Raw genomic sequence first — 23,388 nt, forward strand, 5'->3', positions numbered from 1 at the left:
TTTGCTGCAAAAGTAGGGGCAAACGCTTATAAAAAAGTTAGCGATTTCACGCTATTATTTATGAATTTCAATCAATTCCTGCTTTAAGGCTGATGGGGTTTTGCCGGTGCTGACTTTGATAAAGCGGTTGTAGGAATTCTGGCTGTCAAAATTCAATTCGACGGAGACCTCTTTATGTGATAATTCATTAACTGTAAGCAGCCTTTTAATTTCTATGAGCAGGTGCTCCTGGATAATTTGTTTTGGCGATTTCCCGAGTGAATTGCCAATTTCACTGTTGAGTTTGCTAGCGGAAACCCCCATCATATCAGCATAATGTTGCACAGTTCTGTGGGTCTTGTAATGCTTCTGAACCAAGTCGGTGAACTGCATGGCCAGTGGAGTGTCTTTGCGGAAGCCAGGCTTTTCATTTACAATTTCATAAACCTCAATAAGCACCAGGCTAAAATAACTGACCACTTTATGAAAAGACATCTCAGTTCTTTCCTCAAATACTGTTAATAATCCTTTTACAAGATCATATAACCTGTCATATTTTTCAGCAGAAATTGTAATCTCCGTCTGGCTTTGCAAAACACTGATCCATTCCTGGTGAGCTGAATACAGGTTAAGCTGTAAAAATTCTTTGGTAAACTGAATTGAAAAACCATTTTCGCCAGGCTTTCTTTTTAACAGATGTACCTGTCCCGGAGATATGATATAAACAGCTTTTTGTAGCGTTTTATATTTTACAAAATCAATGATCTGCTCACCACCTGCACCCTCCGTAAAAAAGAGTATTTCATAATAATCATGCCGGTGGATTTTGGTGAAGTCGTATGGGTTCTCATGCGGTATCTTATCTACAATGATGCCGTTGAAGTTCTTTGCATTGATGTCAAGCTTGTGGGTTTGAAAGTCCATGAAACCTGGTGTTGATTTAAACCTATGTGATAGAAGCTGAATAGCTGATCGTTAATGCAAATATAGCTGTGCATACTCGCTAATACCGGCTGATTTGTTCAATTTTTCTTCACACAGCTACAATGCCTGTAAAATGATTTTCTAAAAAGCATAAAAGCATTTAGTTTAGAAATCTGGAACTAACACATACGTTGTTTTAAAAGATTTAAAATTGAGTAGAAAGCATAGAAATAAAGACAATAAAAATCAAGATTCCTTCCTTATCGATAAGATCGTCTGGACGATTCTAACGCCTGTTCTCAAACCTCTGAGCTACCTTAACGAACGGTTTTTCCCGGAGTATGAAATAGACGAACGGCTACTCCGCAATAACGAGTCCTGCTACTGCGATTCGAAAAAGGAATATTCGTCATGCCACCAACCTGAGCTAAAAAAGAGAGGTAAAATAGCCATCAAGGTTACAAAGACCTATAAAAAATCGCACCGGACAATAGTTAAGTATAAGATCAAGCCTAATGAAAAACAGATACTGCGTCAGCTCAGATCCGGTTCAGTCAATCCATTGAACACCGACGGGAAATATGTAGATACGGATAGCTATCAATCGTGGTAAAACTAACCCTGACTGATTTTTAAACCATATCTCCTTTATTACCTTCAAAGGAATTTATTAATTTGAGTAAAAGCAGCCAGGGCTGCCAACCTTCTTAAAATTCAGAAAATGGATACAAAAAAGCTCGTAAAAGCATGGTTTGACCATTGGGAAAGTGGTGATTTCCTCAACTTACCGGTTACAGAAAATTTCAGACACACAAGCCCGTTTGGTACCATCTATGGTAAAAAAGCTTATTTCGACCTGGTAGAGAAAAACAAAGACAAGTTTCTGGGGCAACACTTTGAACTGCACGACGGGATTTACGAAACCAACAAGGCTTGCGTACGGTACACTGCCAGGCAGGGAGATGATTTCTATCTGGATGTAAGCGAGTGGTATTATTTTAAGGATAACCTCATCGAGGAAATAGTAGCGTACTACCACATAGGCGAGATCAGAGAAGAGAGAAAACTTCAGGAATAGTCATCACCTCAAGAAATGGACATATGGACCGGTTGTATATCGCGATACGCTCTGGATGATCTGTAATTGAGAGTTGGCATAAAAAAGACAGCCATTCCTGGCTGTCTTCTGTAGGACCTGGGGGATTCGAACCCCTTCCAGCGCAAGTGCCCCGACCTGTGCCCAGAAAGAAAGGCATTCTTTGTTCTGACAATATAAAGTCCCGATTATGCTCTAGCTGGCCTCCATATGCTGCGTCTGTTTGTCAGTACCAGATTTTGTGGGTTTGCTTCCTTCACTGTATGCCCCAAGGCAAACCCGTTTGCAACTTATTGACAGGCTTAACCAACTCCTCTGCGAGACTTTTAGCTCTTGGAACACTCATCTTATTAAGCTATATTCACCATTCAAGACACACACACCCTCTATGAAATCATAGCTGCACAATGCAAACACACGCCAAAGCTACAATTCATAAATAGGCGTTATAAGGCATTACAAAACCTAAACTCAATCATGAAAGCAGTTGGCTATTTTATTTTTTTGTTATTACTGGCTTTTTCTTGTAAAAGACCATCGGAATGGAACGGTTCAGTCCTCACGCAACCCCGGGATGGCTTGACAGTTGAAGAATTGTTGGAGGGTAAAACTCAACCACTCATAGATATGAGTTACTTTTCAAAACCTAAATGGGGAACCAATGCAAAACACCCATTATCAGGCACTTTAACCCTTCATGGCACACAATTAGATTATCCCAAAGAAAAGGAACATTATCCACGAGAGAATTTTTTTCCTGAACTGCAATTGGATTTTATTTCCCATCATGGAGAACTGATACCTCTGCAAAAGGAACAAATCAGTACAAGGTACCAGAAAAATTACTTCTGGGATGTATTTGTTGGAACCGGGAAAACATGGCAGGAACAAAATGATGGTGAATGGAGCCGTGCTTCATTTCCCCTTACCTTAACTGATAGATGGATAGGTACAGCCAGAAATTGTGTGGCATCATTCGTTTATAAACCAGATTCAATAAGCAATGTTTGTTTACAGTGTAGCCAGGAGACAGCAGACATTGATGATAAAGGAATTGCTAACATCAATGGCATATTACCAGCCAATTACCATGCAAGACAATTTGCAGATTCAGCTCAAATAATTAAAAAACATAAGCTATTTGAGTTAAAAAGACTTCCCGTTCGCCAGCTAAGTGAGATTGATATAAATAATGAAGTGGCTGACTTCTTTGAGAAAACGATAATTACCAATGCACCAACGAGCTTGGGGGCTGTTTTAATAGATAATACACTTTACCTGCATCCACCCAAAACCCGCCATGGCTTGTACCCCTATCCTGATGAAATGCGTCATGGTTTGTATTCTGTTACCAAAAGTATGGCAGGTGCTTTGGCTCTGCTGTATTTTGAGGAGCGATATGAAGAAGATGTTTTTAATGAACTGATTTCGGACTTTGTACCCGCATTGGCAAACCACGAAGGCTGGAGAGGTGTAACCTTCTCGCATGCCCTCAATATGGTTACGGGAACTGAAGGGAGTGAAAGCCCGGAGCATCTGTTAAATACATTAATTCTTGCCTCAACCGCAGAAGAAGCAATTAATAATATTGCAGGACTTGGTAATTATCCGGAATTGCCGGGTCAAAAATTCAATTATGCTTCTACTAACTTATTTGTATTGTCTTATGCGTTGCAACAATATGTAGAAGAAAAAGAAGGCACAAAAGTCAATTATTGGGATTTGGTGAAGGAACATGTACTTGTTCCGATTGGTGCAGAGTATTTCACTGTGTTGCATACCATTGAAGATGATGAAAATGAAGCTATTCCTATCTTAGCCTATGGAGCATTACCAACCATGGACGAAGCAGCCAAAATAGCCTTGTTGTTTGCCAATGAGGGTCGCTTTGAAGGAAAGCAGATATTGAACAAAGAAAGAGTAAAGGAAATTTTTGGAAAAACGGATTGGGATGGATACAATACCGATAATGATATTCGAGGGTCAAACTATCAACATGCATTTTGGTCAAAAGAAATAAAGATCAGGAACTGTAAAGTAAAGGCAACTTATATGTTAGGTTTTGGAGAAAACTATGTGGTGTTTCTGCCAAGTAAAGCCATTGTTTTTAGGTTTTTGGATGAGCACGATTTGAATATTGATGAACTAATAAAGGCTGTAGAAGAGATTAGGTCTTCATGTCAAGAGGAATGATCTCCAGTCTGAAGACTGGAAAAGTAAGAGGTACAAGTAATTTGTGAGTAACTCTTCCGAAAATGACTCACTGGAAAACGCACTCACAATCACCCTGGATTATATCAATCATATATTTATGGTTCTCATTTCATGTATTGGCAACGTCATGCTCTATATCTTGCTTATCAGGTCAAAGTTAACCCTACAATGGTTTTCTACCTGCGGCCTGGTGGGTACCTTGCTACCAGTATTTTGGATCTTGTTCATATCGTAGAAGTTATCACCAGCAAATATGGGTTTTTACGAGATTGACATATTGGATCCTCATGATCCAGGATAAACCATATTCTAAAGATTATTATTTTGTAAACCCATTGGGAACCTTTGACTATGACTTTTTCTATTTCTTCTTGTTTGCTTGACGTAAATATTGAACCAGATGGTAGGACTTTAAAAAGCCAATCTTATATATTGACTTATTACTATCCTTATAAGTAGTAAAAGGAGCCCTACCTGTCCAAAATAAAACGTTATGATTACTTACACACGTTTAAATGTAAATATGATACCATTGATGCCGGTAGTACTGCTTGGACCGGTTCCCTTGGCAAAGTTGCCATATGCCAATTTATATGCTCTTCCCACAGTTGCATCTGCATAAGCAATCGGCATCCATTTGCCTTTATTTCCATATATTGGTGATGCAGATCCGTCCGCAAACAAAAATTGAATCCTGTAAGCAAGTCCACTGGAGTAGTTCACCTTTGCACCAATGCACTGCTTTCCCTTGAGGTCAAGCGTAAAACTATCACCACCACCACTTGCTACCTTGGTCCCGTTCATATTGGGATAAATGAATTGCAGTCCGTCAATTGAATTGTAAGCGTAGATATTGATTTTTTTCACCTCACCACTGGGTTTATCTCTGCTCCAACCGCTTATTAGTGTATTCCTCATGTTTCCGGTGCCTCTAAACCTCGTCCATAAATAAGGCCCAAGCACAATAGTATCCAGCTCAGCCAGAATTGGGTTCAAAGTAATATTTATACCTTTAAAGAATGAGGAATAGCTTGCTGTACTGCTCAGTATATCTGCAAGGTCAGCGATAGCCCGGTTGAGTGCCCATTTTTTGAAATCAGACGCCCTCGATTTTTCTTTTATTGAATATCCGAAGTTGTATACATTAAGTTGATCACGGACTCCATATTCGTATACCTTATTCCATAAAATATGACGTGAGTTATAGAACACTTTTAAGGCATTACTTCTCCAGTTTTTCCATTCAACATAAACTGAATCGAAAAAAACTTTATACTGATTATAAGTTGATTCTAACTCTTTTAATGCTTGGGTGCGGTCATCTTGGTTAAACAACACTTTATAATGATTGTATCGTTCTGACAACACCGTCAGATGCAATGCACCAATAGGAACCATGAGGCCAATTAACATATGGCGGTATTTCGATTGATTGACCCTTTCGTACAAACTGTTTATCACCACCATGGTTGCAATCAAAATAGTACCCTTTTCCCTATTGCTTGGGGAGCTTATGTATTGATTAAGGCTCGTTTGCACGGCTGTAATCTGGCTCTGCACAATGTTGTATTCGTGATTAAAAACAGCGGCCTCTACGACCTTGTTGACCTGACCTTTTACCTGATCCCATGCACTTTCTTTTTTTTCTGGCCATAAAACTGTCGTAATTGCTGCAACAATCCCGCCTACATAAGGTATACAGTCTTGCATGGCGATTACGCCTGCTCTCAGTGCATCCTGGTAGCTGTGTGAATTTTTTACTATTGCAGTTACAACCTTTAAAGCGGCCGCGAGCCTGGGATCCGCTTTAGGTGGTGCCATCCGGGGTAATACCGTTGAAGGTGGTGCTTTTTCAGTCTTAAGGTCACCCATTGTCTCCTGCTCATAAGTGATAGTAGCTTGCAAAAGATAATCAGCAGCTAATACATGGCCCATTTCTTCTTGAGAAAACAATGATGAATTCTTCTTTGCAGCAAAAATCACGTTTTTCAAGTACTCACGTTGCTTCTCGGAATCCTCTTTTTTAACCTTATCCGGCACAGGTGGAGAAAGATTACCTAGTTTCTGAACCACTTTATCAAGGCTCATAATATGTGCATTTTCTTCTTGCGTAACATTTTTCATTTTTTCCATCTTGTTTTGTTCTTTGTATAATTGTATATCTCATAGTCAGTGATTTAGCATTCACTTTTATCTATTTTAAATTCAGGAATTGACCAATAGCCATTAGCAGTAGAACACTGCTTTACGTACAGCAGAAGGATTTAACAACGGCCTATTTGTATGTGCGCGATAGATCGTAAAAAGTATAAAAAAACTCTATGTCTGTGTTCATCATTTGAATTGTGTTTTAGATGAGTAAAAAAATCCAGACACAAGATTATAACGAAGTCTTTTTAAACACTTCCAAATTTGTCGCAAAAAGATATAAATTTGTCGCTTATGAAGATTAGAGGCTGTTTTTTTTCTTAAGCCCGTATTTTACGCCACTACTTTTTTCACTTCTCCCGGTGTATAACCAAACTGATCGTGAAAGCATTTACTGAAGTAGTTGGGAGTGCTGAACCCGGTCATGTAGGCTATTTCAGAAACTGTGCCAGCATTATTTTTCAACAGGTCCATTGCCCGTGCGAGCCTGATGTTTCTGATAAACTTATTGGGTGGCTGTCCGGCTATGGCCTGTAGTTTTCTGTGTAATTGGCTACGGCTCATGCCCACCGTCCTGGCAAGTTCCTCCACTCCAAAGCTGCTGTTATCGATATTTTCTTCTACAGCTTCCAGTAGCTTTTCTACAAATGCCTGATCAATAGAAGAAATTGTTATATCTCCTGGTTTCAAAATAACCGAATTGCTGAATTGATTTTTTAGTTTTTCTCGAGTATTGATGAGGTTGGTTATACGAATAACTAACTCTTTCCTCTCAAATGGTTTGGTTATAAAATCATCAGCCTCAATTTGTAACCCTTTCAGCTTGCTTTCCACATCAGCCCTTGCTGTGAGCAGGATAATTGGTATATGGCTTGTTTTTTCGCTCTGTTTCAGGTGTTTTACTACTTCATATCCATCTACTCCAAACATCATGATATCTGAAATAATCACATCAGGTACCAGTTCTTCGCCTAGTTTAATTCCGGTTCTTCCATTGTCGGCTTCAACAATATTAAAATCACTTTTCAAAGTTTCCCTTATAAACAGCCTTACATCAGCATTATCTTCTATAACCAGTACGCTCTTCTTACTACAAAAGGTTTGTTGAACATCATCTGCTTCGGGGAGATTATCAATTATAGCTTCAGGTGCGGTTAACTTATACAAATCATTTGATGGTACCCCAATCAGGCATTTATCAGAACCCTGCCATTGATCTTTGCCCAATGGCAGCGTAATAGTAAATGAGCTCCCTTTCCCCTTAATACTTTTAAAACTAATAGACCCGTTATGGGCTTCTACAAGTTCTTTTACCAGGGCAAGGCCTATTCCAGAGCTTGCCTGCACATCATTTTCTGTGTAGTAGTATCTTTCAAAAATTTTACTCTGTTCCTCAGGCTCAATACCTTTTCCGGTGTCAGTCACATTCATTTCAAGATGGTCACCGTTTCTTAGTAATTTTACAGAAATATCATCTGCCTCGGTCGTAAATTTAAAGGCATTGGATAACAGGTTAATGATGATCTTTTCCAGGCAGTCTTTGTCAAACCATGCCATTATTTCCTTTTCATCTGAAAAAAAGACCAGATTTATATTTCGAGATGATGCCAATAATTCAAAACACATCGTGACCCCTTTTACAAAGCTCACTATATCTTCTTCTATGATATGGTATTTAAGTTCACCGGAGTCCAGTTTTGAAAGATCCAGGAGTTGATTTATCTGAGCAAGTAATCTCAGGGCATTTTTTTGCATCATGTCTAGGTAAAGGTTGGACTGCCTGTCATCCACTTTTGCCCTTATTTCTCCTATAGGACCTAATATTAGTGTCAGAGGTGTTCTGAATTCATGCGATATATTGGCAAAGAAACGAGATTTGTACTTTTCCATTTGCCTAATTTGCTTATTTCTCTTCTCTATTTCTTCGTTCTTAAGTTTGAGAAGCTTGTTATCCCTAGCCTTTCTTTGTTGGCTAAAGTAAATCAGGGCTATAATTATTACAGATAAAAGCAGAACTCCTATTAGCGCTTTGCGAACTATCGCCTGCTTGTCAATCTCACTTTCTGCTTTCTGAAGATCAAGATTCTTTTGTAGCAGTTCATTTTCTTTTTCCTTAAGCTCATACTTTGCAGCCATTTCGGTAAAAGCTTCCGTTTTCTCCTGGCTATAAGTAACATTGCGCACCGCCATAGCCTTGTAAACCAAATCTATAACCTGAGTAGTGTCTTTTTGTTTTACACGTGCTTCAATGAGATATCTCAGAGCATTATACCTGATATTATTGATGCTAGATGAGTCTTGTCCGGAAAGGGAAAGCATAGCATATTTTTCTGCGGCAGGATAGTTTTTTAAGTTCAGGTAAATTTGGCTTAAGAGGTTATATGAATTGGCCAGAGAGTTCACACTGCCAAATTTTTTCTTCACTTCAATTGCTTTTTTTGCATAAGGAAGAGCTTGTTGTGGTTTTCCCATATCGGACAATGCAGCTCCCATGTTGTTGAAATAAATGCCACGTGCTCTCAAATTATTTTCACCCATACGTACAAATCCCAGATTGTAATAATGTATAGCCGAATCGTACTGGCTAAAATCAAGATAGATTAGGCCAATGTTCATGTACGCCTTGAAGTATAGCGGATCATCAGCTTTCAGCTTATTTGTTTTATGAAAATATGTTAAAGCTTTTTCCGGTTCATTGATTCTTCGATATAGCAAACCGATATCATTTAGTATATCGACTTTTAGGTCTGTCTCATATCGCTCAGCCAGTTCCAATGATTTCAGAAGATGGTCTAGGGCCAAATCAGGGTTTCCCATCCTGTCGTGAGCAATTCCAATGCCTCTGTAAATTTGGAGTGTATCGTACTCACTCCTCGCATAGTGAAACGTTTCCTCCCAATGGTTCAGCGCAGCCCGAAAATTGCCCTTCAGATGCAGCAAATGTGCAACCCTGACATTGGCTTCCATAAAGATAGTCTGGCTATTAAGCAGGGCTGCTTGCTTAAGCGCCTGTTGCTGATAGTTATAAGATAATTCAAGATCGCTTATTTCGTAGAATTTTGATAAACTATCCAATTCATAATATATAGACTTGCTATTCTGAGCGAATGAGGTAGAACATGTAACTAAGAATATTGGAATTATTAATCTCATGTCAGGTTGATTGATCATTAAAGATAGGTTTATAATGATCTTTTTTCAACCTAGTTATGAATCTTCTTTAGAGAATTAACTTACTCCATATACCATCATTTAGCTTCCGTACAACGTTGCTCAAGGTCTCTTCAATTAAATGATATTTTTTTGATTCCAGGTTGAAGACAAGGTTGCTGGCTTGGGTATATCTCTACTTTTGGAAAGTATGGATGCACTGTGAGCATTCTTCCATCTTTAATGTTTTAGGGGCCATCCTATAAATAACGAATCATGTATAACAAATATGTTTCTAAATTCAGGGAAGAGAAGCTCACTATTGAAAAGAAAATCGAAAATTCGGCTGTGAGCAGTTCGAACTTGACCGAATGCATTGATTTTACAATCGACTTAAGCTGTAACATACTGAAAATGTGTGATTTATCAGACTACACAAAAAAGCAAAACCTGCAAAAATTGATATTCCCCGGAAGGCATTAGGTATAATCGTGAAAATGATGCAGTTCGAACTGATAGGGTCAATTCATTTTTCCACGTAATTCCCTCATTATCAGCAAAAATTAAGGAAACAAAAAAGGGAAGGGTAGCTTTGAAACTACTCTCCCCTTTTTGGTGGGCGCTGAGGGATTCGAACCCCCGACCCCCTCGGTGTAAACGAGGTGCTCTGAACCAGCTGAGCTAAGCGCCCTTTCTTTTAAATTCATTCGCTCTGTTGCGAATGGGAATGCAAATGTAATATAGTTTTTTTTATGCGCAAACATTTCCTGCAAAAAACTATAAAATTTATGTCATGGCATTCTGTTTGATGTTTAACAAGTAAAAATGTAGCTTTCGGTAGCTTTTCAGCGATAAACATTTTGCCAAAATTGAGCATTAAAAGAGTATTCAGAAAAACCTTTCTTTATCTGCTTCTTGCAGCTTCGGTAGTTGTTATTAGCAGTGTACTGGTCACTTTTCTGTATCGTGACCAGCTTATTGACCATTTTATCCGGGAGTTTAATAAAAATATCAACACGCCGGTACATGTAGGTAAGATCAACGTTTCTTCGCTAAGCAACTTTCCGCAGATATCTCTGACTTTCCATGATGTAAATGTCGAGGAAAGCTATAAAGACAGCTCTTATCCCCTGTTGGCAGCCGAAAGGATTGACTTTACCTTTAACCCTATCGCGGTCTTCCGGGGCAACTATACTATAGAGGAGATACATCTCACCAACGCGAAGTGTCATTTGAAAATGAACAAACAAGGAGAAATAAACTATGACATTTTTAAACTGCCGGATACCACACAGCACCAGGCCGTAAAACTGGACTTGTCAAAGGTTAGACTAAAGGATGTGACTTTTACCTATACCAATGAGCTTAAAGACGTAATACTTGAGGTGTTTACAAAATCTACCTCTGCCAACCTTTCGGCACTGGGCAGTACCTATGATGTGGAAACCACCGGTGACGCTTTTCTCCACTACCTGATGGTAAACAAAAGCATGTGGGCTGAGGATAAGGACCTCTTTATAAATTCGAAACTCAGCTACAATGACGGAGAAAAGTACCTTACCATAAACTCGTCAACAGTCAATATCAGAGGTTCGGAGTTTGGCGTATTCGGCAGTTATACCTTTAAAGGCAGACAATTAATCGATCTGGCTGTTGAGGGTAAAAATACAGATATCCAAACACTGCTTTCTTTACTGCCAAAAGGGTCGTCAGAAAGGTTTAGTAAATATCAAAGTAAGGGTAATGTTTATTTCGATCTGTTGATGAAAGGCGAGATCAGCGACAAAACATCACCGACACTGGATGTGAATTTCGGGCTAATTGACAGCAGGCTCTACCACCCGGATACAGATGCGCAGATCAGTCATGCAGACCTTAAAGGGACGTTTCATGCCTCAGAAATGTCGAAACTGAATACGGCAACATTACAACTGGAAAATGTCAGTGGTGAGCTGGAAGGTAATAAATTTAAGTCCAATCTTTATCTGAAAAATTTTGACGCGCCTTTCGTTAAATGCGACTTTGCCGGACGCATTGATATTAACTCATTGTTTAAGTTTTATAAAGCAGATAATATCAGATCAGGCAAAGGCGTTCTGGATGCCAATATCAACTTTGAAGGTTATCTTAAAGATCTTAAAAAAAAGGAAACTGCTCAGAAAATTAAAACTTCAGGAGAGATTAACCTGGAACACCTCTACCTGGCACTAAGAGATTTTCCCCTTCCTCTGGAAGATCTGCAAGGTAACCTGCTTTTCAATAATAATGACCTTGCCCTCAGTGATGTATCAGGAAGCCTTGGCAATAGCGATTTCCTGCTCAATGGCTTTTTTAAAAATATCATTGCTTATCTTCTGTTTGACAATGAGCCTGTAGGCATAGAGTCTGACCTTAAATCCAGTTTTATAGACCTGGATCAACTTCTGCTGGCCAACAGTGGAGAAAAAAAAGCAGACTCTCAGTACTCCTTTAAAATATCTCCCCGCCTGGTGTTAAAATTTGATTGCGATATCAAAAATCTTAAGTTCAGAAGGTTTAAACCCACAGATATCCGTGGTGACCTGAAAGTTAAAAATCAGGTGGCCGTCTCAGATCAGATCAAACTCAATGCTATGGGTGGCTCCATCGCTCTGTCTGGTATGGTAGACGCCGGCAGAAATAAACTGGTAAAGGTAAACACAAGCTTTACCTTGCAAAACATTAATGTTGACAGCATTTTTTATGTGTTCGAAAATTTCAATCAGGACTTCCTCGAAGACAGGCATTTGAAAGGGAAAATTTTTGCGAACGTAGACGCAGAAATGACTTTTAACGATAATCTTTCGCTGTATTCTGAAACCCTGACCAGCAACATCAGCACAACCATCAAAGGTGGGGAGCTAAATAATTTTGAGCCTATGCAGAAACTGGTCCGTTATCTGGATGAGGACAAACTGGACCACCTGCAATTTTCTGAGCTTAAAAATGATATTCATATTGAAAACCGAACGATTTACCTGCCTGAAATGGAAATAAGCAGCAACATTACTGATATCAAAATAACAGGCACACACACTTTCGATCAGAATATCAATTACAAGGTTGTGGCTCCACTGAGAAGCCAGCGAAAAATAGATAAAGACGAAGCCTTCGGCGCCATAGAAGAGGATGATTCCGGCAGATCTATGTTGTTCCTTAAAATTATTGGCACCACCTCTGACTACAGAGTAATGTACGATAAAGAAAGTGTAAAGAAAAAAGTGGTCAGCGACCTGAAAAAAGAAGTGAAAGAGCTCAAGGATGCATTTAAAAATAAGGGGCGGGATGAGCAGAAGACCATTGAGCTTGAAGAAGATGATTATTTCGACTGGGATAATTAATAAAGCTCTGCATTAAATTTCAGGTTGGTTTCAGACAGCCCCAATAATTTGTATCTTCATTGGCAGATATTCCGTACTATTCTTAGTCCATTAACCAACTAAAAAACTTTCATAACCATGAAAAAGATACTATTCCTTACAGGTGATTTTACTGAAGATTACGAAACCATGGTACCCTTTCAAATGCTGGAAATGGTAGGTTACACTGTACACACTGTTTGCCCTGACAAAAAGAAAGGTGATACTATTAAGACCGCCATCCATGACTTTGAAGGCGACCAAACCTATACTGAAAAGCCGGGACATAACTTCACTCTGAACTACAGCTTTGATGATGTTAAGGCCGGGCAGTATGACGGACTGGTGATTGCCGGAGGAAGGGCGCCGGAATATCTTCGGCTCAACAATAAAGTGATTGAGATTGTTAAACATTTTTTTACTGAAAACAAGCCGGTTGCGGCTATCTGTCACGGCATCCAGATTTTGACGGCGGCCGGAGTGGTTAAGGGCAGAAAGCTTACCGCCTATCCTGCTGTTGGCCCGGAGGTTAATCTTGCTGGTGGTGAATATCAAAATATTGCAGTTGATGGTGCTTATGTTGATGGCAATCTTGTAACCTCACCAGCCTGGCCCGCACATCCCAAATTTATTAGTGAATTTTTGAAGATCATGGGAGCAAAAATTCAGATCTGATCATAGTTATCCATTTTAAAATATTTTGAAAGCCGATCTTTTAAATATATCGGCTTTTGCATTTAAACCCACCCGGCAGGAATGACAAGAATAGAACCCATCATAGGCGTGAATGATGTTAAAGAAAGCTCAAGATGGTATCAGACCCTTCTTAACTGTAAAAGTAATCACGGAGGCAATACATTTGAGATCTTGACCAATGAGGCAGGCCATACCATTTTATGTCTCCACCAATGGGGTGAACATGAACACCCTACTCTATCGAGTCCAAAAGTCAAGCCCGGAAATGGCCTGATCTTATATTTCAGGGTAGACGACTTAGACGTGCATTGGAAAAACGCAAAACACCTGAATGCAACAATCGAAGAGGCACCTCACCTCAATCAAAATTCAGGAGAAAGAGAGTTTTCTTTAAGGGATCGCGATGGATACTTTATTACGGTTTCCACATAACTATTGAGGATCTTTTTCTAAAGCTCTATCGCACCAATCTTTCAAATGAAGGGCGCACCCTTTCGAGGTATCAAAATTGATGCAGTTTCCTGCATCAATTTTCACCTGCTACCACGGCTTACTCATATCGCAGTGCTTTAACAGGATTACTCAATGCGGCCTTCACAGCATGAAAGCCAACGGTGCCCAGTGCTATGAACAACGACAGGAAGGTAGCGATAACAAAGGTGAAGAAACCGATATTGATCTTATAGGCGAAGTCTTCCAACCACGCATCCATCAGGTACCAGGCAATAGGGCAAGCCAGGCAGGCTGAAATAATCACAAGCCATGTAAATTCCCTGGTCATTAACCCGGTAATATTCAAAATGCTTGCGCCAAGGGCTTTTCTAACCCCTATTTCCTTCACCCTTCGCTCCGCGGCATAAGCAGCTAAAGCAAATAACCCAAGGCATGAAATGATAATGGAGAGTACGGCAAAGTAATTAAAGATAACTCCTATACGTTCTTCCGCCTCATATTTTTCGCTCCACTGATCATCTACAAATTTATATTCAAAAGGGTATGCAGGGGCGTACATATTATGGTACTTTTCCATCGCAGAAATAGCCCCATCCATATTTCCCCCTTTGGCCCTCACTACTATATAATTAAACCAATCCGGTTCCAGAGCTATAAGCAAAGGTTCGATTTCATCATGCGAGGATGAAAAATTGAAGTCTTTAATTACACCTACAATCTTACCTTTTCGCTCTCCCCAAAGTGTTAATGGTTGCTCTGCTGCATTACCTTCAAAGCCCATTTTTCTGGCAGCCTCCTCGTTAACTAAAAAGTTTGCGGTATCCGTACTATACTTTCTGTCAAAGCCTCTGCCTTCAGCCAGCTCCATCTCGAAAGTCTGTATAAAGTCAAAGTCAGCAGAAATATTGCTGAACAATATCATGGCATCGGGATCTTTGCCTTCCCACTCGAGGCCATAGGTAGAATTACCAAAATTAAGTGGCGCCATATTCATGGCTGTTACATGCTCTACAGAAGGGTCATTGAGCAGTTCCTTCCGGATAGTCTCATAATTCTTGCCCATGCCCTGATGCATTTCCATGTACAGAAGCTGCTCACGGTTAAAGCCAATGTCCTGACTTTGAAGAAAATTTAGCTGCTGATAAACTACTATGGTACTTACGATCAATACAATAGCCAATGTAAACTGGATCACCACGAGTACTTTCCTGAAAGTAGCGGCCTCTCTGCCTGACCGAATAACACCCTTGAGTACCCTGGCCGGTTGATACCTGATGAGGTACAGCGCAGGATAACTTCCTGCAAACAAGCCTGTAAAAACCGTGATCAACGCCATGTAAAGAAGCAGCTCTGTATTGAGTATATCCAAAGTGAGCTTCTTGGCCGTAAGCTCATTAAAGTAAGGCAATAGCAGGTATACAATAAGCCCGGCAAGCACTGCCGCTATCAGTGAATAAAGCAATGACTCTCCTAAAAACTGAAAGATCAGTTGTTTGTCATAAGCACCAACGACTTTTCTTAGACCTACTTCCTTCGCCCGCTTTGTGGCCTGAGCAGTGCTAAGGTTCATGAAATTAATACAGGCGATGAGTAAAATTACAAATGCTATTATTGAGAAGACCTTGACATTAGTTATCCTGCCTCCTGCTTGTTTCCCATTTTCAAATTTAGAATACAGATGATACTCACTAAGTGGCTGAAGAAAAAGTGTGACATTTGACCTTTCATTTTTGTCCTTAATATCATCTTCTATCTTATCTTCAAAAGCACTGGCACTGGTATTATCAGCTATCTGAACAAAACCACTAACGTTATTATTACCCCATTCGTCGAGCCACGATTTATTCTCATTCCAGAACTTTTCAAAGGTCAGCAGGTAGTCAAAAGTGAGACTGGAGTTAGTAGGCAGATCTTTGATCACGGCTGTTACATTAAGTTCCGTTGTGTCGTTAAGCGTTATGGATTTACCCAATGCACTCTCGTCACCAAAATATTTTCCGGCCAATGATTCTGTCATAACTATTGCGTTAACAGGATCCAATGCCGTATTCAGATCTCCTTCTACCAGCTCAAAGGTATACATCTTCAGGAAATCCTTATCTACATGCCTTCCGGATTCAAAATTACCCTCCTTGTCAGCCCGGAGCAGGTTTTCGACAGGCCAGGTATACCTGCTGGCATATTTCACTTCCGGGTATGTCTCTTTCAAATAGGGAACAAGTGGCGCGGGGTTAGATGAGGTTGTGAAAATGTTTCCATCTGTATACTGCTGGTTTTCCAATATCCGGTGAATATTGTTAATATTTTTATGAAAATGATCAAACTCCAGTTCATCCTGAACCCAAAGAATGATCAGCAGCGTAGTAGCCATACCGAATGAAAGCCCGAAAATATTGATGAGGGAATAAATATTATTTTTGACGAGTGTCCTGTAGGCTATGGTGAAATAGTTCTTTAGCATGGTATTATTAGTTTTAGTGTGTTAAAGACAGTGGTTTGACAAAAAGGATGCATAATATTGCAGAAAGGAATACTTCAAAATCGTAAATAGGTTACAACCCAGATATGTCTGACAAGGAATTAATAGAGGAAGATGACGAGTTATTCGAGCATCACCGGATAGTGGCTGACCCAAAACAGCAGCTACTGAGAATAGATAAATTTTTGATGGACAGGTTGCCCAACGTAACACGCAACAAGCTGCAGAACGCAATCAAAGATGGTTTTGTAAAAGTCAATGACACTGAGATAAAACCTAATTACAAGGTAAGACCGGATGATGTTATTACTATTGCCTTACCTGAACCTCCCCGAGATACAGAGGTGATACCTGAAAACATACCGTTGAATATTATTTATGAAGACGAAGACCTGCTCGTAGTCAATAAAGAAGCGGGCATGGTAGTACACCCTGCTTACCAAAACTGGAGTGGCACTTTGGTCAATGCATTAACTTATCACTTTCAAAATCTCCCTGAAATGCAGGGCAACGAAGGGCGTCCCGGACTGGTCCATAGAATTGATAAGGATACTTCAGGCCTGCTGGTAATTGCCAAATCGGAAACGGCAATGACCGGCTTAGCCAAGCAATTTTATGATCACTCCATAGAAAGAACGTACCTGGCTTTGGTGTGGGGCATACCCGCCGAGGCCAAAGGAACGATTAATATCAATTTGGGACGAAGCCTGAAAGACAGACGGATAACCGTAGCATATGAAGATGAGACGATAGGGAGAAATGCCATTACTCATTATGAAGTTCTGGAGGACCTTCGCTACGTTTCTCTGATCAAGTGCAACCTCGAAACCGGCAGAACTCATCAGATACGCGCTCACATGAAACATCTGGGGCATACTCTCTTCAACGATGCTACTTATGGAGGAGATAAAGTACTCAAGGGTACGCCGTTTTCCAAATATAAAAGCTTCGTTGACAACTGCTTTAAGGTAATACCAAGACAAGCCCTGCACGCAAAATCCCTGGGATTCATGCATCCTGTCAAAAAGGAATTTATGCAGTTTGACAGTGAGCTTCCGGCCGACTTTGAAGCAGTGTTAGAAAAATGGAGACATTATGTACAATACACCTAAGACAGTATTGGTTCAGTCTCTTTCTTTTCGTTCTTTAATGCGCTCCGGATCTCCTTCATAGCCTGCTGCTTGACCTTTTGATAATTCAGGTCGTTCGCCGGGTTATACAGCAAGTCTTTAATGTAATCCAGAACCTTCTCCATCTCTGAAGCATCCATGGCTTCCAGAGACTGTAAGATAGCTTGTTTTTTTGTGATCGCTTTCATTTCTTGTAGTGGTTGTTAGTAAAAATAACGCTTTCCCAACTACGAGGTTAGCCCCTGAATGAAACTTAACAATTTAAAAATATAGCCTGTCCGGGATTAACACTTCACCATAAAGAGCTGAACTTAACCTCAGAATCCGAATTAGCTGAAACTTATAAGGGCTTGCCCACCCGGCAGCACTGAAAGAAAAAAACACGCCAGGCTAAAGTCATCTCTATAACTAACCAAGAGGCTTTTATTTAGCTTATGAAGTATTAACAAACCTCCGGATTATCCAATTACTTAAACAGCTTCAACTTCTCAGGAATCGTAAACTTGATATCAAAATTAGAAGCGAAATGGGATTCATTATCTGTCCAGTTTCTCTCCAAACCGGCGGAGACATTTCCCCATACACCATCCATAATCAGAAACTCTCCTCCCAAATTGGCGAAATACATATTGGCACTCAGGTTCTCGTCTCTTTCATACTGAAGCTCGATGAAGCCTTTATACTTATTTTCTCCTCCATAAATTCTCGTTGTAATAGAGTTGGAAGTATAGTCATCACTGCCTTCAATATCGCCGGATATATAGTTAAAATTCCAACCCAGCAATAGCTGACCATGCTGACCAAGCGGTGTGCCATAGGTTGCCCAAATAGAAAATTTGCTGAATTTAGTGTCTTTGGCCAGGCTATCGGGTGAGGTCCCCAGGACTGCAACAGCCAGATCCAGCTTTTTCTTGTTCCAGTTCTGCTCTTTATAAGCCGTATTCAGGGAATCGATAGAAGCATCAAAATCGCGTTTGATCTGTTGGTTTACATAATCTTCCTGTTGTTGTAGCATTGCAGGATTACCAGCTACATCCTGAATGGTCAGATTGTTTTGCTTAAGGTACTGTAGTTGAAAAGCATCTTTAGCTGCCACTTTTTCGGCCAGGATATCAAAAAGTTGTTGCCGGTATTGTTTGTCATTTTTGAGATCACCCTCATCAATCAGGGTCATTCGGGCACCTATAGCCAGATTGGTGGTTATATCGTTCTCAGGATCACGCTGAGTACCTATAGAGAAACGAAGGCTATATAATTCGGAATGCTTATCATATTCGCTGAGCGTAAGACTATTGGATTTGAGCAGGATATATGGAGCTATTTCAGCAGCAAAAGAAGCCGGTAAAATTACCTGTCCGCCTTTGCCAAAATCCGAAACCATAGCAGCAAGAGCTTTGGGAGACGAAGGCCGTAGTATATTGCTAGGGTTTGTCCCCATTATTTTAAAGGCTGGCAAATCCGGAATTGCAAAGTTTAACCTGAAGTTTTTAACCAAAGCCGTATCCTGAGGGCTTACCTGTGCAGAAACGCTGGCACCAAAAGCACATAACAGTGCGATAAAAGCAGACCGTAAATATTTCATTGTTTGCTAAGTAATATAAAAATAAGAGACCCTTGTGATTTGCCTGTATTTTCGCCGGTATCCTGATCTTTTCCCAGGGATTGGCCAGCCTGAAATATTTCTGCGGTAATGGTATATTGTTTTATGTTTTCAGGATCCAATGCTTTGAACTCAGTTCTGAGCTGAACCAGTCTGCCATCGCTGTCAATTACCGGGGGTGGAATGGTATAGCTGTCATCATCAGGGTTCTGGTTGTTCCCCTTTTCGTAAATCAGTTGATTATTACTGTTGGCCTCCCAAAGGGTGTATGCATATGAGGCTACGATGAGTCCCTCAAAGGTAAACACGACCTTAAGATCTCCTCCGTTCGGGTCAAACTTAATTGTTTTTATCATGGTTCGGTTAATTATGATTTGTCAGGATCTTGATCTTTTACTGTAGTGCCGGTGTCGGCGTTAGCTTCTGTATCGGTGCTGGTGCTTGTGGTATCGGGAATTGTATTTTTATTTTCCCGGGTTTTTACAAATGTGTAAGTACCCGCACTTAACCCCAACAGTATCAATTGATTTTCGCTAAACTCCGGCATAACAAAATCGCTTGTTACCGTTCTGATAAATATCAGGCCGAAGATCAGGTTGAAAATTAAATTTTGCAGCCTGTGAATACTGACGCCTCCGCAATCAGAAAGCACATCTATCAGCCATCCCTGAGAGGCATTATTTTGGTGCCTTTCCTCCGTAGGCTCAGTACTATCTATGGTAGTGCCAACCGCAGTGGTACCGGCGCTAATTCCTAATAACGTTACGGCTGTAAAATTGAGCAGGTCTGTTTCGCCTGTTACGAGGTAAATGAACAAGTAAGAAGTAAGTATTATAAAAGTCCACCAGGCCAATTGGGAGCGTGATAAACTAAACGCTCTTGTTTTAAGTGGCTGAGTGCTTTTGTCGCGTACCAATGACGTTTTCCTGCAAAGGACCAGCAGTGAAAAGAAAAGGATTACTCCGAAAACACACGATATGATAAACTCGTCCTTAAACTTAGTAAGCCCTATAAACAGCTTCTTGCTACATTTATAAAAGATATCCGTGTCCTTGACCTGGATACCAACACCTACCTCTTTAAGGAATAGTCCGGGAAGTTTTTTGATATAGTTTTTTTCCTGTGTATTGAGCAGGCGTTCGTTGAGAATAAAACATATCTCATCTTTGTCATTCACGCACCGGATCGGGATCAGGGTGGTTAAGGCAAACTCATTAATATATAAGGTAATCTCACTCAGATTTACTTTGCCTTTATTTAGCAAAACATCAATATGCTTGAGCTGTACCACAAGGGTATCCCCGAAGTCCAGCGTATCGGGTGTATTAATATTATGTCGTGGCAGTGGTTTGGAGGACTTTAACGTTTTACCATGCCTACTCTTATAAACATCAATTACATATATATCAGTAAGGGCTACTTCCTCCTGCAAAGTAAGCGCTGTACTGTCTTTTTCATCTTCAACAGGCTGAGCCAGAACACTTAGCCACGGAGACAGAAGGAAAATTGCTACAAGAATGTTTTTCATAAAGCACCACGGATAGATTATTCGTAAGTCTAACGATTTTTTAGTGGAAAAAAAGTTTAAAGTAATAGGCCAAACTTACATCTACAAGATATCTCCACTCCCATGCAACCTCCATTAAAAACCAATGGCACCCCTGAACTTTGTCAAAGATGCCAATCGAAGTACAATCAAAACCAATCTGTATCTTAGTGTACCCAATATATTATGGTATGTCTATATCAGGCATATTGCGTTTTAGCCAGAATAGGAATTTTACAATCCTCATATTTCATAGGCTCCCTGTTTTTGGCTATATGTAAATCTTCCTCCTTCAAGGCTTTCTTTATTGCGTAGATCAATGAGTTATTCAGGTAGGGCTTAATCAAAAAAGCGCTGGCACTGATATGTTTAGCCGAGCTGATATATTCCAGCTTTAGTTCTTCATGCAGAAATATTATCGGCATCTGCCTGATTTCTCTTTCACGCCGGATCATTTTGCACATCTCCAGACCGTTCAGGATAGCTATGTTCACCTCACTAATGATCAAATCCGGCTGACCGGATTTTGCTGCATACAAACCATGCAAACCATCGTCTGCATAGATTAGGTTAAAATCGAAATGAGAAAGAATATCATGCATTTCTCTTCTGGCCTGATCGTCCTTATGAATTATTAGAATATTCTTCTTCATGACAGCACTGTTTAATTACCCTCAAGTTATAAACCAGCACGCATTTTATTTTATAGCAAAAGGTTACATGGGGAAGGCAGGACAAAACAAAAAACACGTAATTATCTGAAAAACAGGTTATTACAAACTTATTAGCTTCTATTATTAGTTTGTGAATAGGGTAAATTTACCTATGAAATTAGGTAAATTTACCTAACGAAAAGCTCCCGGATATCAAGGGGTATGACTCTTATTCTATAAGCCCGGCATCGTAAGCAAACTTCACCAAACCTACTGTGTTCCTTACTCCAAGCTTATCCATCATTCTTGCCCGGTGGTTGTGAATAGTTTTCTCTGAAAGTGAGAGCTTTTCTCCTATCTCTTTCATAGTGAGTTCTCTGCAGATCAATAGCAGGATCTCCGCTTCACGGTCGGTCAGTGTTACGTTGCTTTGGAATACAGGTCGGCCTTCGGCCTTTTTCTTATCCATGGCTCCTTTGCGCAGGGCATTCACTACTATTTCATTCTGATAAAAGTCATTTTTCATCACTGAAAGAATGGCCTCCTGAACCTCTTCCGGTTCAGCATTTTTTAGCAGGAAAGCATGGGCACCCAGCTCCATCAGGTAAAAAATATGCTGCTGAGTATCATGCATGGACAGCACCACGATCTTGATATCAGGATAGCGGTTAATTACTTTCTCGGTAGCCTCAATGCCATCCATTACCGGCATTTCAAGATCCATCAGTATCACGTCCGGTTCTTCTTCTTTAATCAGATCCAGAAGTTCTTTGCCATTACAGGCCTCCCTGACTTCACTTACGTTGGGAAACGACCGAACCAATCGTCCCATTCCCTTCCTGAAAAGGGTCTGGTCATCTGCAATATATACCTTAATTTGGCTCATGATCCCTTTTTATATAAATGTTGACTGTTGTTCCCTCTCCAGGCTGGCTTTTGAATACTACCGATCCGCCGATAAGACCCGCCCTGTTTTCAATACTATATAGCCCTACTCCCCTCTTAATGTCTGCACGTATTTCATCCACATTAAAACCTACTCCGTCATCATACACCGTAACCGTTAGTGACTCCTGCCAGTTGATATTTACTCGTATTAGTGAAGCCTCCGCATGCTTGAGAGCATTATTGATCAACTCCTGTATCATACGGTAGATCAGTAACTCCTGTTGTTTTGCAAGAGCGACCTCTTCCCCACTTGCTTCATACCGTACCCTGGTTTTCGGATTATCGAGTTTTTCGCAAAGTTCCTCAACCGCTTTTGATAATCCAAAAACATCCAGTGAAGACGGCAACAAATCTTTGGAAATTCTACGAACGGTTTCGATGGTTTCATCGATCATGTCTTTGGTTTCACCCAGTGCCTCAGTAAGCTCTTCTTTGGGTATAGCGCCACTCTTCAACATGTTGAGGTTGAGCTTGGCAGCCGACAGCATAGCCCCTACACCATCATGCAAATCCGAAGCTATCCGTTTTCGCTCTTTTTCCTGAGAATCTATTGTCGTTAAAAGTAATTGCTTCTGGTACCCCGACTCCAGTTCCTGTGTAGCGATTTTATTCTGGAGCATCCGCTTTTGGTAGTAGATGACGAAGAATACGATGGAGCCGGCAAGAAGGAGCATTACTGATGTTCCAACAATCAGAAGTACTAAAATATTTGAAGCTTCACTTTCCATAATTAATAGCTGTAAAGGATCGGCTTTTCCAAAAACCAACCGCAAAAAGCACATTTTTTAAAACTAATAATACATTATGAAACATGTAAGATATAACTGCAGAAGCTTCATTTACTTTTGCAAGTGGTTCAAAGAAAAGGAATAAGAATAGGACTCCTGAAAAATACAACAGTATAGCTGAATTTACCCAGAAAAGTGGATCTATAATTGGGTTAGGTACATTCATCTCCACCATCATTTTACGAAAATAGCTTATAGAATAAATAC

The 23,388-nt window shown here is 40.2% G+C and carries 19 protein-coding genes and 1 tRNA gene; 7 read left to right on the forward strand and 13 right to left on the reverse strand.

The genetic code is table 11. The features are described 5' to 3' along the window. Positions 1 to 54: 54 nt before the first annotated feature. Positions 55 to 903, reverse strand: a complete 849-nt coding sequence (locus LVD17_RS07505) for a helix-turn-helix domain-containing protein (RefSeq protein ID WP_233765833.1) — start codon at positions 901 to 903, stop codon at positions 55 to 57. A 211-nt stretch (positions 904 to 1,114) separates the two neighbouring features. Here LVD17_RS07505 and LVD17_RS07510 point away from each other — a divergent pair, with 211 nt between their 5' ends. The 3 genes from LVD17_RS07510 to LVD17_RS07520 all read left to right on the forward strand — a co-directional run bounded on the left by LVD17_RS07510 (position 1,115) and on the right by LVD17_RS07520 (position 4,192). After that, the gene (locus LVD17_RS07510; protein ID WP_233765835.1) at positions 1,115 to 1,516 is read left to right on the forward strand and encodes a hypothetical protein; all 402 of its coding nucleotides are present in this window, start codon (positions 1,115 to 1,117) and stop codon (positions 1,514 to 1,516) included. Between the two features lie 108 nt (positions 1,517 to 1,624). Continuing rightward, entirely contained in the window at positions 1,625 to 1,981 is a 357-nt protein-coding gene (locus LVD17_RS07515) for a nuclear transport factor 2 family protein (protein ID WP_233765837.1), read from the forward strand. A gap of 645 nt (positions 1,982 to 2,626) precedes the next feature. Beyond that, positions 2,627 to 4,192 (forward strand): serine hydrolase domain-containing protein, encoded by a 1,566-nt coding sequence (locus LVD17_RS07520; protein ID WP_233765838.1) that lies wholly within the window; start codon positions 2,627 to 2,629, stop codon positions 4,190 to 4,192. A 522-nt stretch (positions 4,193 to 4,714) separates the two neighbouring features. On the opposite strand, the gene LVD17_RS07525 is transcribed toward LVD17_RS07520, so the two are convergent. The 3 genes from LVD17_RS07525 to LVD17_RS07535 form a co-directional block, all read right to left on the reverse strand. Beyond that, positions 4,715 to 6,346, reverse strand: a complete 1,632-nt coding sequence (locus tag LVD17_RS07525; RefSeq protein WP_233765839.1) for a hypothetical protein — start codon at positions 6,344 to 6,346, stop codon at positions 4,715 to 4,717. A 348-nt stretch (positions 6,347 to 6,694) separates the two neighbouring features. Next, a complete protein-coding gene (locus tag LVD17_RS07530; protein ID WP_233765840.1) occupies positions 6,695 to 9,514 on the reverse strand; it encodes an ATP-binding protein in 2,820 nt (939 codons plus the stop codon). Between the two features lie 610 nt (positions 9,515 to 10,124). Continuing rightward, positions 10,125 to 10,202 (reverse strand) — tRNA-Val (locus LVD17_RS07535). Between the two features lie 178 nt (positions 10,203 to 10,380). On the opposite strand from LVD17_RS07535, the gene LVD17_RS07540 reads away from it, so the two are divergent. The 3 genes from LVD17_RS07540 (at position 10,381) to LVD17_RS07550 (ending at position 14,016) form a co-directional block, all read left to right on the forward strand. Then, entirely contained in the window at positions 10,381 to 12,870 is a 2,490-nt protein-coding gene (locus tag LVD17_RS07540) for an AsmA family protein (RefSeq protein WP_233765841.1), read from the forward strand. 117 nt (positions 12,871 to 12,987) lie between these two features. Then, entirely contained in the window at positions 12,988 to 13,563 is a 576-nt protein-coding gene (locus tag LVD17_RS07545) for a DJ-1/PfpI family protein (RefSeq protein ID WP_233765842.1), read from the forward strand. A gap of 81 nt (positions 13,564 to 13,644) precedes the next feature. Further along, positions 13,645 to 14,016 (forward strand): VOC family protein, encoded by a 372-nt coding sequence (locus LVD17_RS07550; protein ID WP_233765853.1) that lies wholly within the window; start codon positions 13,645 to 13,647, stop codon positions 14,014 to 14,016. 118 nt (positions 14,017 to 14,134) lie between these two features. Here the strand turns inward: LVD17_RS07550 and LVD17_RS07555 are convergent, their stop codons facing one another. Then, entirely contained in the window at positions 14,135 to 16,498 is a 2,364-nt protein-coding gene (locus LVD17_RS07555) for an ABC transporter permease (RefSeq protein ID WP_233765854.1), read from the reverse strand. 104 nt (positions 16,499 to 16,602) lie between these two features. Between LVD17_RS07555 and LVD17_RS07560 the strand changes: the two genes are divergently transcribed. Beyond that, the gene (locus tag LVD17_RS07560; protein WP_233765855.1) at positions 16,603 to 17,628 is read left to right on the forward strand and encodes an RluA family pseudouridine synthase; all 1,026 of its coding nucleotides are present in this window, start codon (positions 16,603 to 16,605) and stop codon (positions 17,626 to 17,628) included. Here LVD17_RS07560 and LVD17_RS07565 read toward each other — a convergent pair. From LVD17_RS07565 to LVD17_RS07600, 8 genes are all read right to left on the reverse strand, one after another. After that, positions 17,625 to 17,834 (reverse strand): hypothetical protein, encoded by a 210-nt coding sequence (locus LVD17_RS07565; RefSeq protein ID WP_233765856.1) that lies wholly within the window; start codon positions 17,832 to 17,834, stop codon positions 17,625 to 17,627. The genes LVD17_RS07560 and LVD17_RS07565 overlap by 4 nt on opposite strands. A gap of 278 nt (positions 17,835 to 18,112) precedes the next feature. Then, complete coding sequence (locus tag LVD17_RS07570; RefSeq protein WP_233765858.1) at positions 18,113 to 19,228, reverse strand: hypothetical protein; 1,116 nt, start codon at positions 19,226 to 19,228, stop codon at positions 18,113 to 18,115. Further along, entirely contained in the window at positions 19,225 to 19,602 is a 378-nt protein-coding gene (locus LVD17_RS07575) for a hypothetical protein (RefSeq protein WP_233765860.1), read from the reverse strand. Before LVD17_RS07575 ends, LVD17_RS07570 begins: the two co-directional genes overlap by 4 nt. Before the next feature lie 11 nt (positions 19,603 to 19,613). Continuing rightward, entirely contained in the window at positions 19,614 to 20,774 is a 1,161-nt protein-coding gene (locus tag LVD17_RS07580) for a hypothetical protein (RefSeq protein ID WP_233765862.1), read from the reverse strand. A 218-nt stretch (positions 20,775 to 20,992) separates the two neighbouring features. Then, positions 20,993 to 21,445 carry a response regulator gene (locus LVD17_RS07585; protein ID WP_233765864.1) on the reverse strand — a complete coding sequence of 151 codons (453 nt, stop codon included), beginning with the start codon at positions 21,443 to 21,445 and terminating at the stop codon, positions 20,993 to 20,995. A 229-nt stretch (positions 21,446 to 21,674) separates the two neighbouring features. Beyond that, the gene (locus tag LVD17_RS07590; protein ID WP_233765865.1) at positions 21,675 to 22,331 is read right to left on the reverse strand and encodes a response regulator transcription factor; all 657 of its coding nucleotides are present in this window, start codon (positions 22,329 to 22,331) and stop codon (positions 21,675 to 21,677) included. Beyond that, entirely contained in the window at positions 22,318 to 23,121 is an 804-nt protein-coding gene (locus tag LVD17_RS07595) for a sensor histidine kinase (RefSeq protein ID WP_233765867.1), read from the reverse strand. Before LVD17_RS07595 ends, LVD17_RS07590 begins: the two co-directional genes overlap by 14 nt. Continuing rightward, the gene (locus LVD17_RS07600; protein WP_233765869.1) at positions 23,111 to 23,347 is read right to left on the reverse strand and encodes a hypothetical protein; all 237 of its coding nucleotides are present in this window, start codon (positions 23,345 to 23,347) and stop codon (positions 23,111 to 23,113) included. Before LVD17_RS07600 ends, LVD17_RS07595 begins: the two co-directional genes overlap by 11 nt. Between the last annotated feature and the right edge of the window lie 41 nt (positions 23,348 to 23,388).

The organism is Fulvivirga ulvae, assembly GCF_021389975.1.
Classification (GTDB): domain Bacteria; phylum Bacteroidota; class Bacteroidia; order Cytophagales; family Cyclobacteriaceae; genus Fulvivirga; species Fulvivirga ulvae.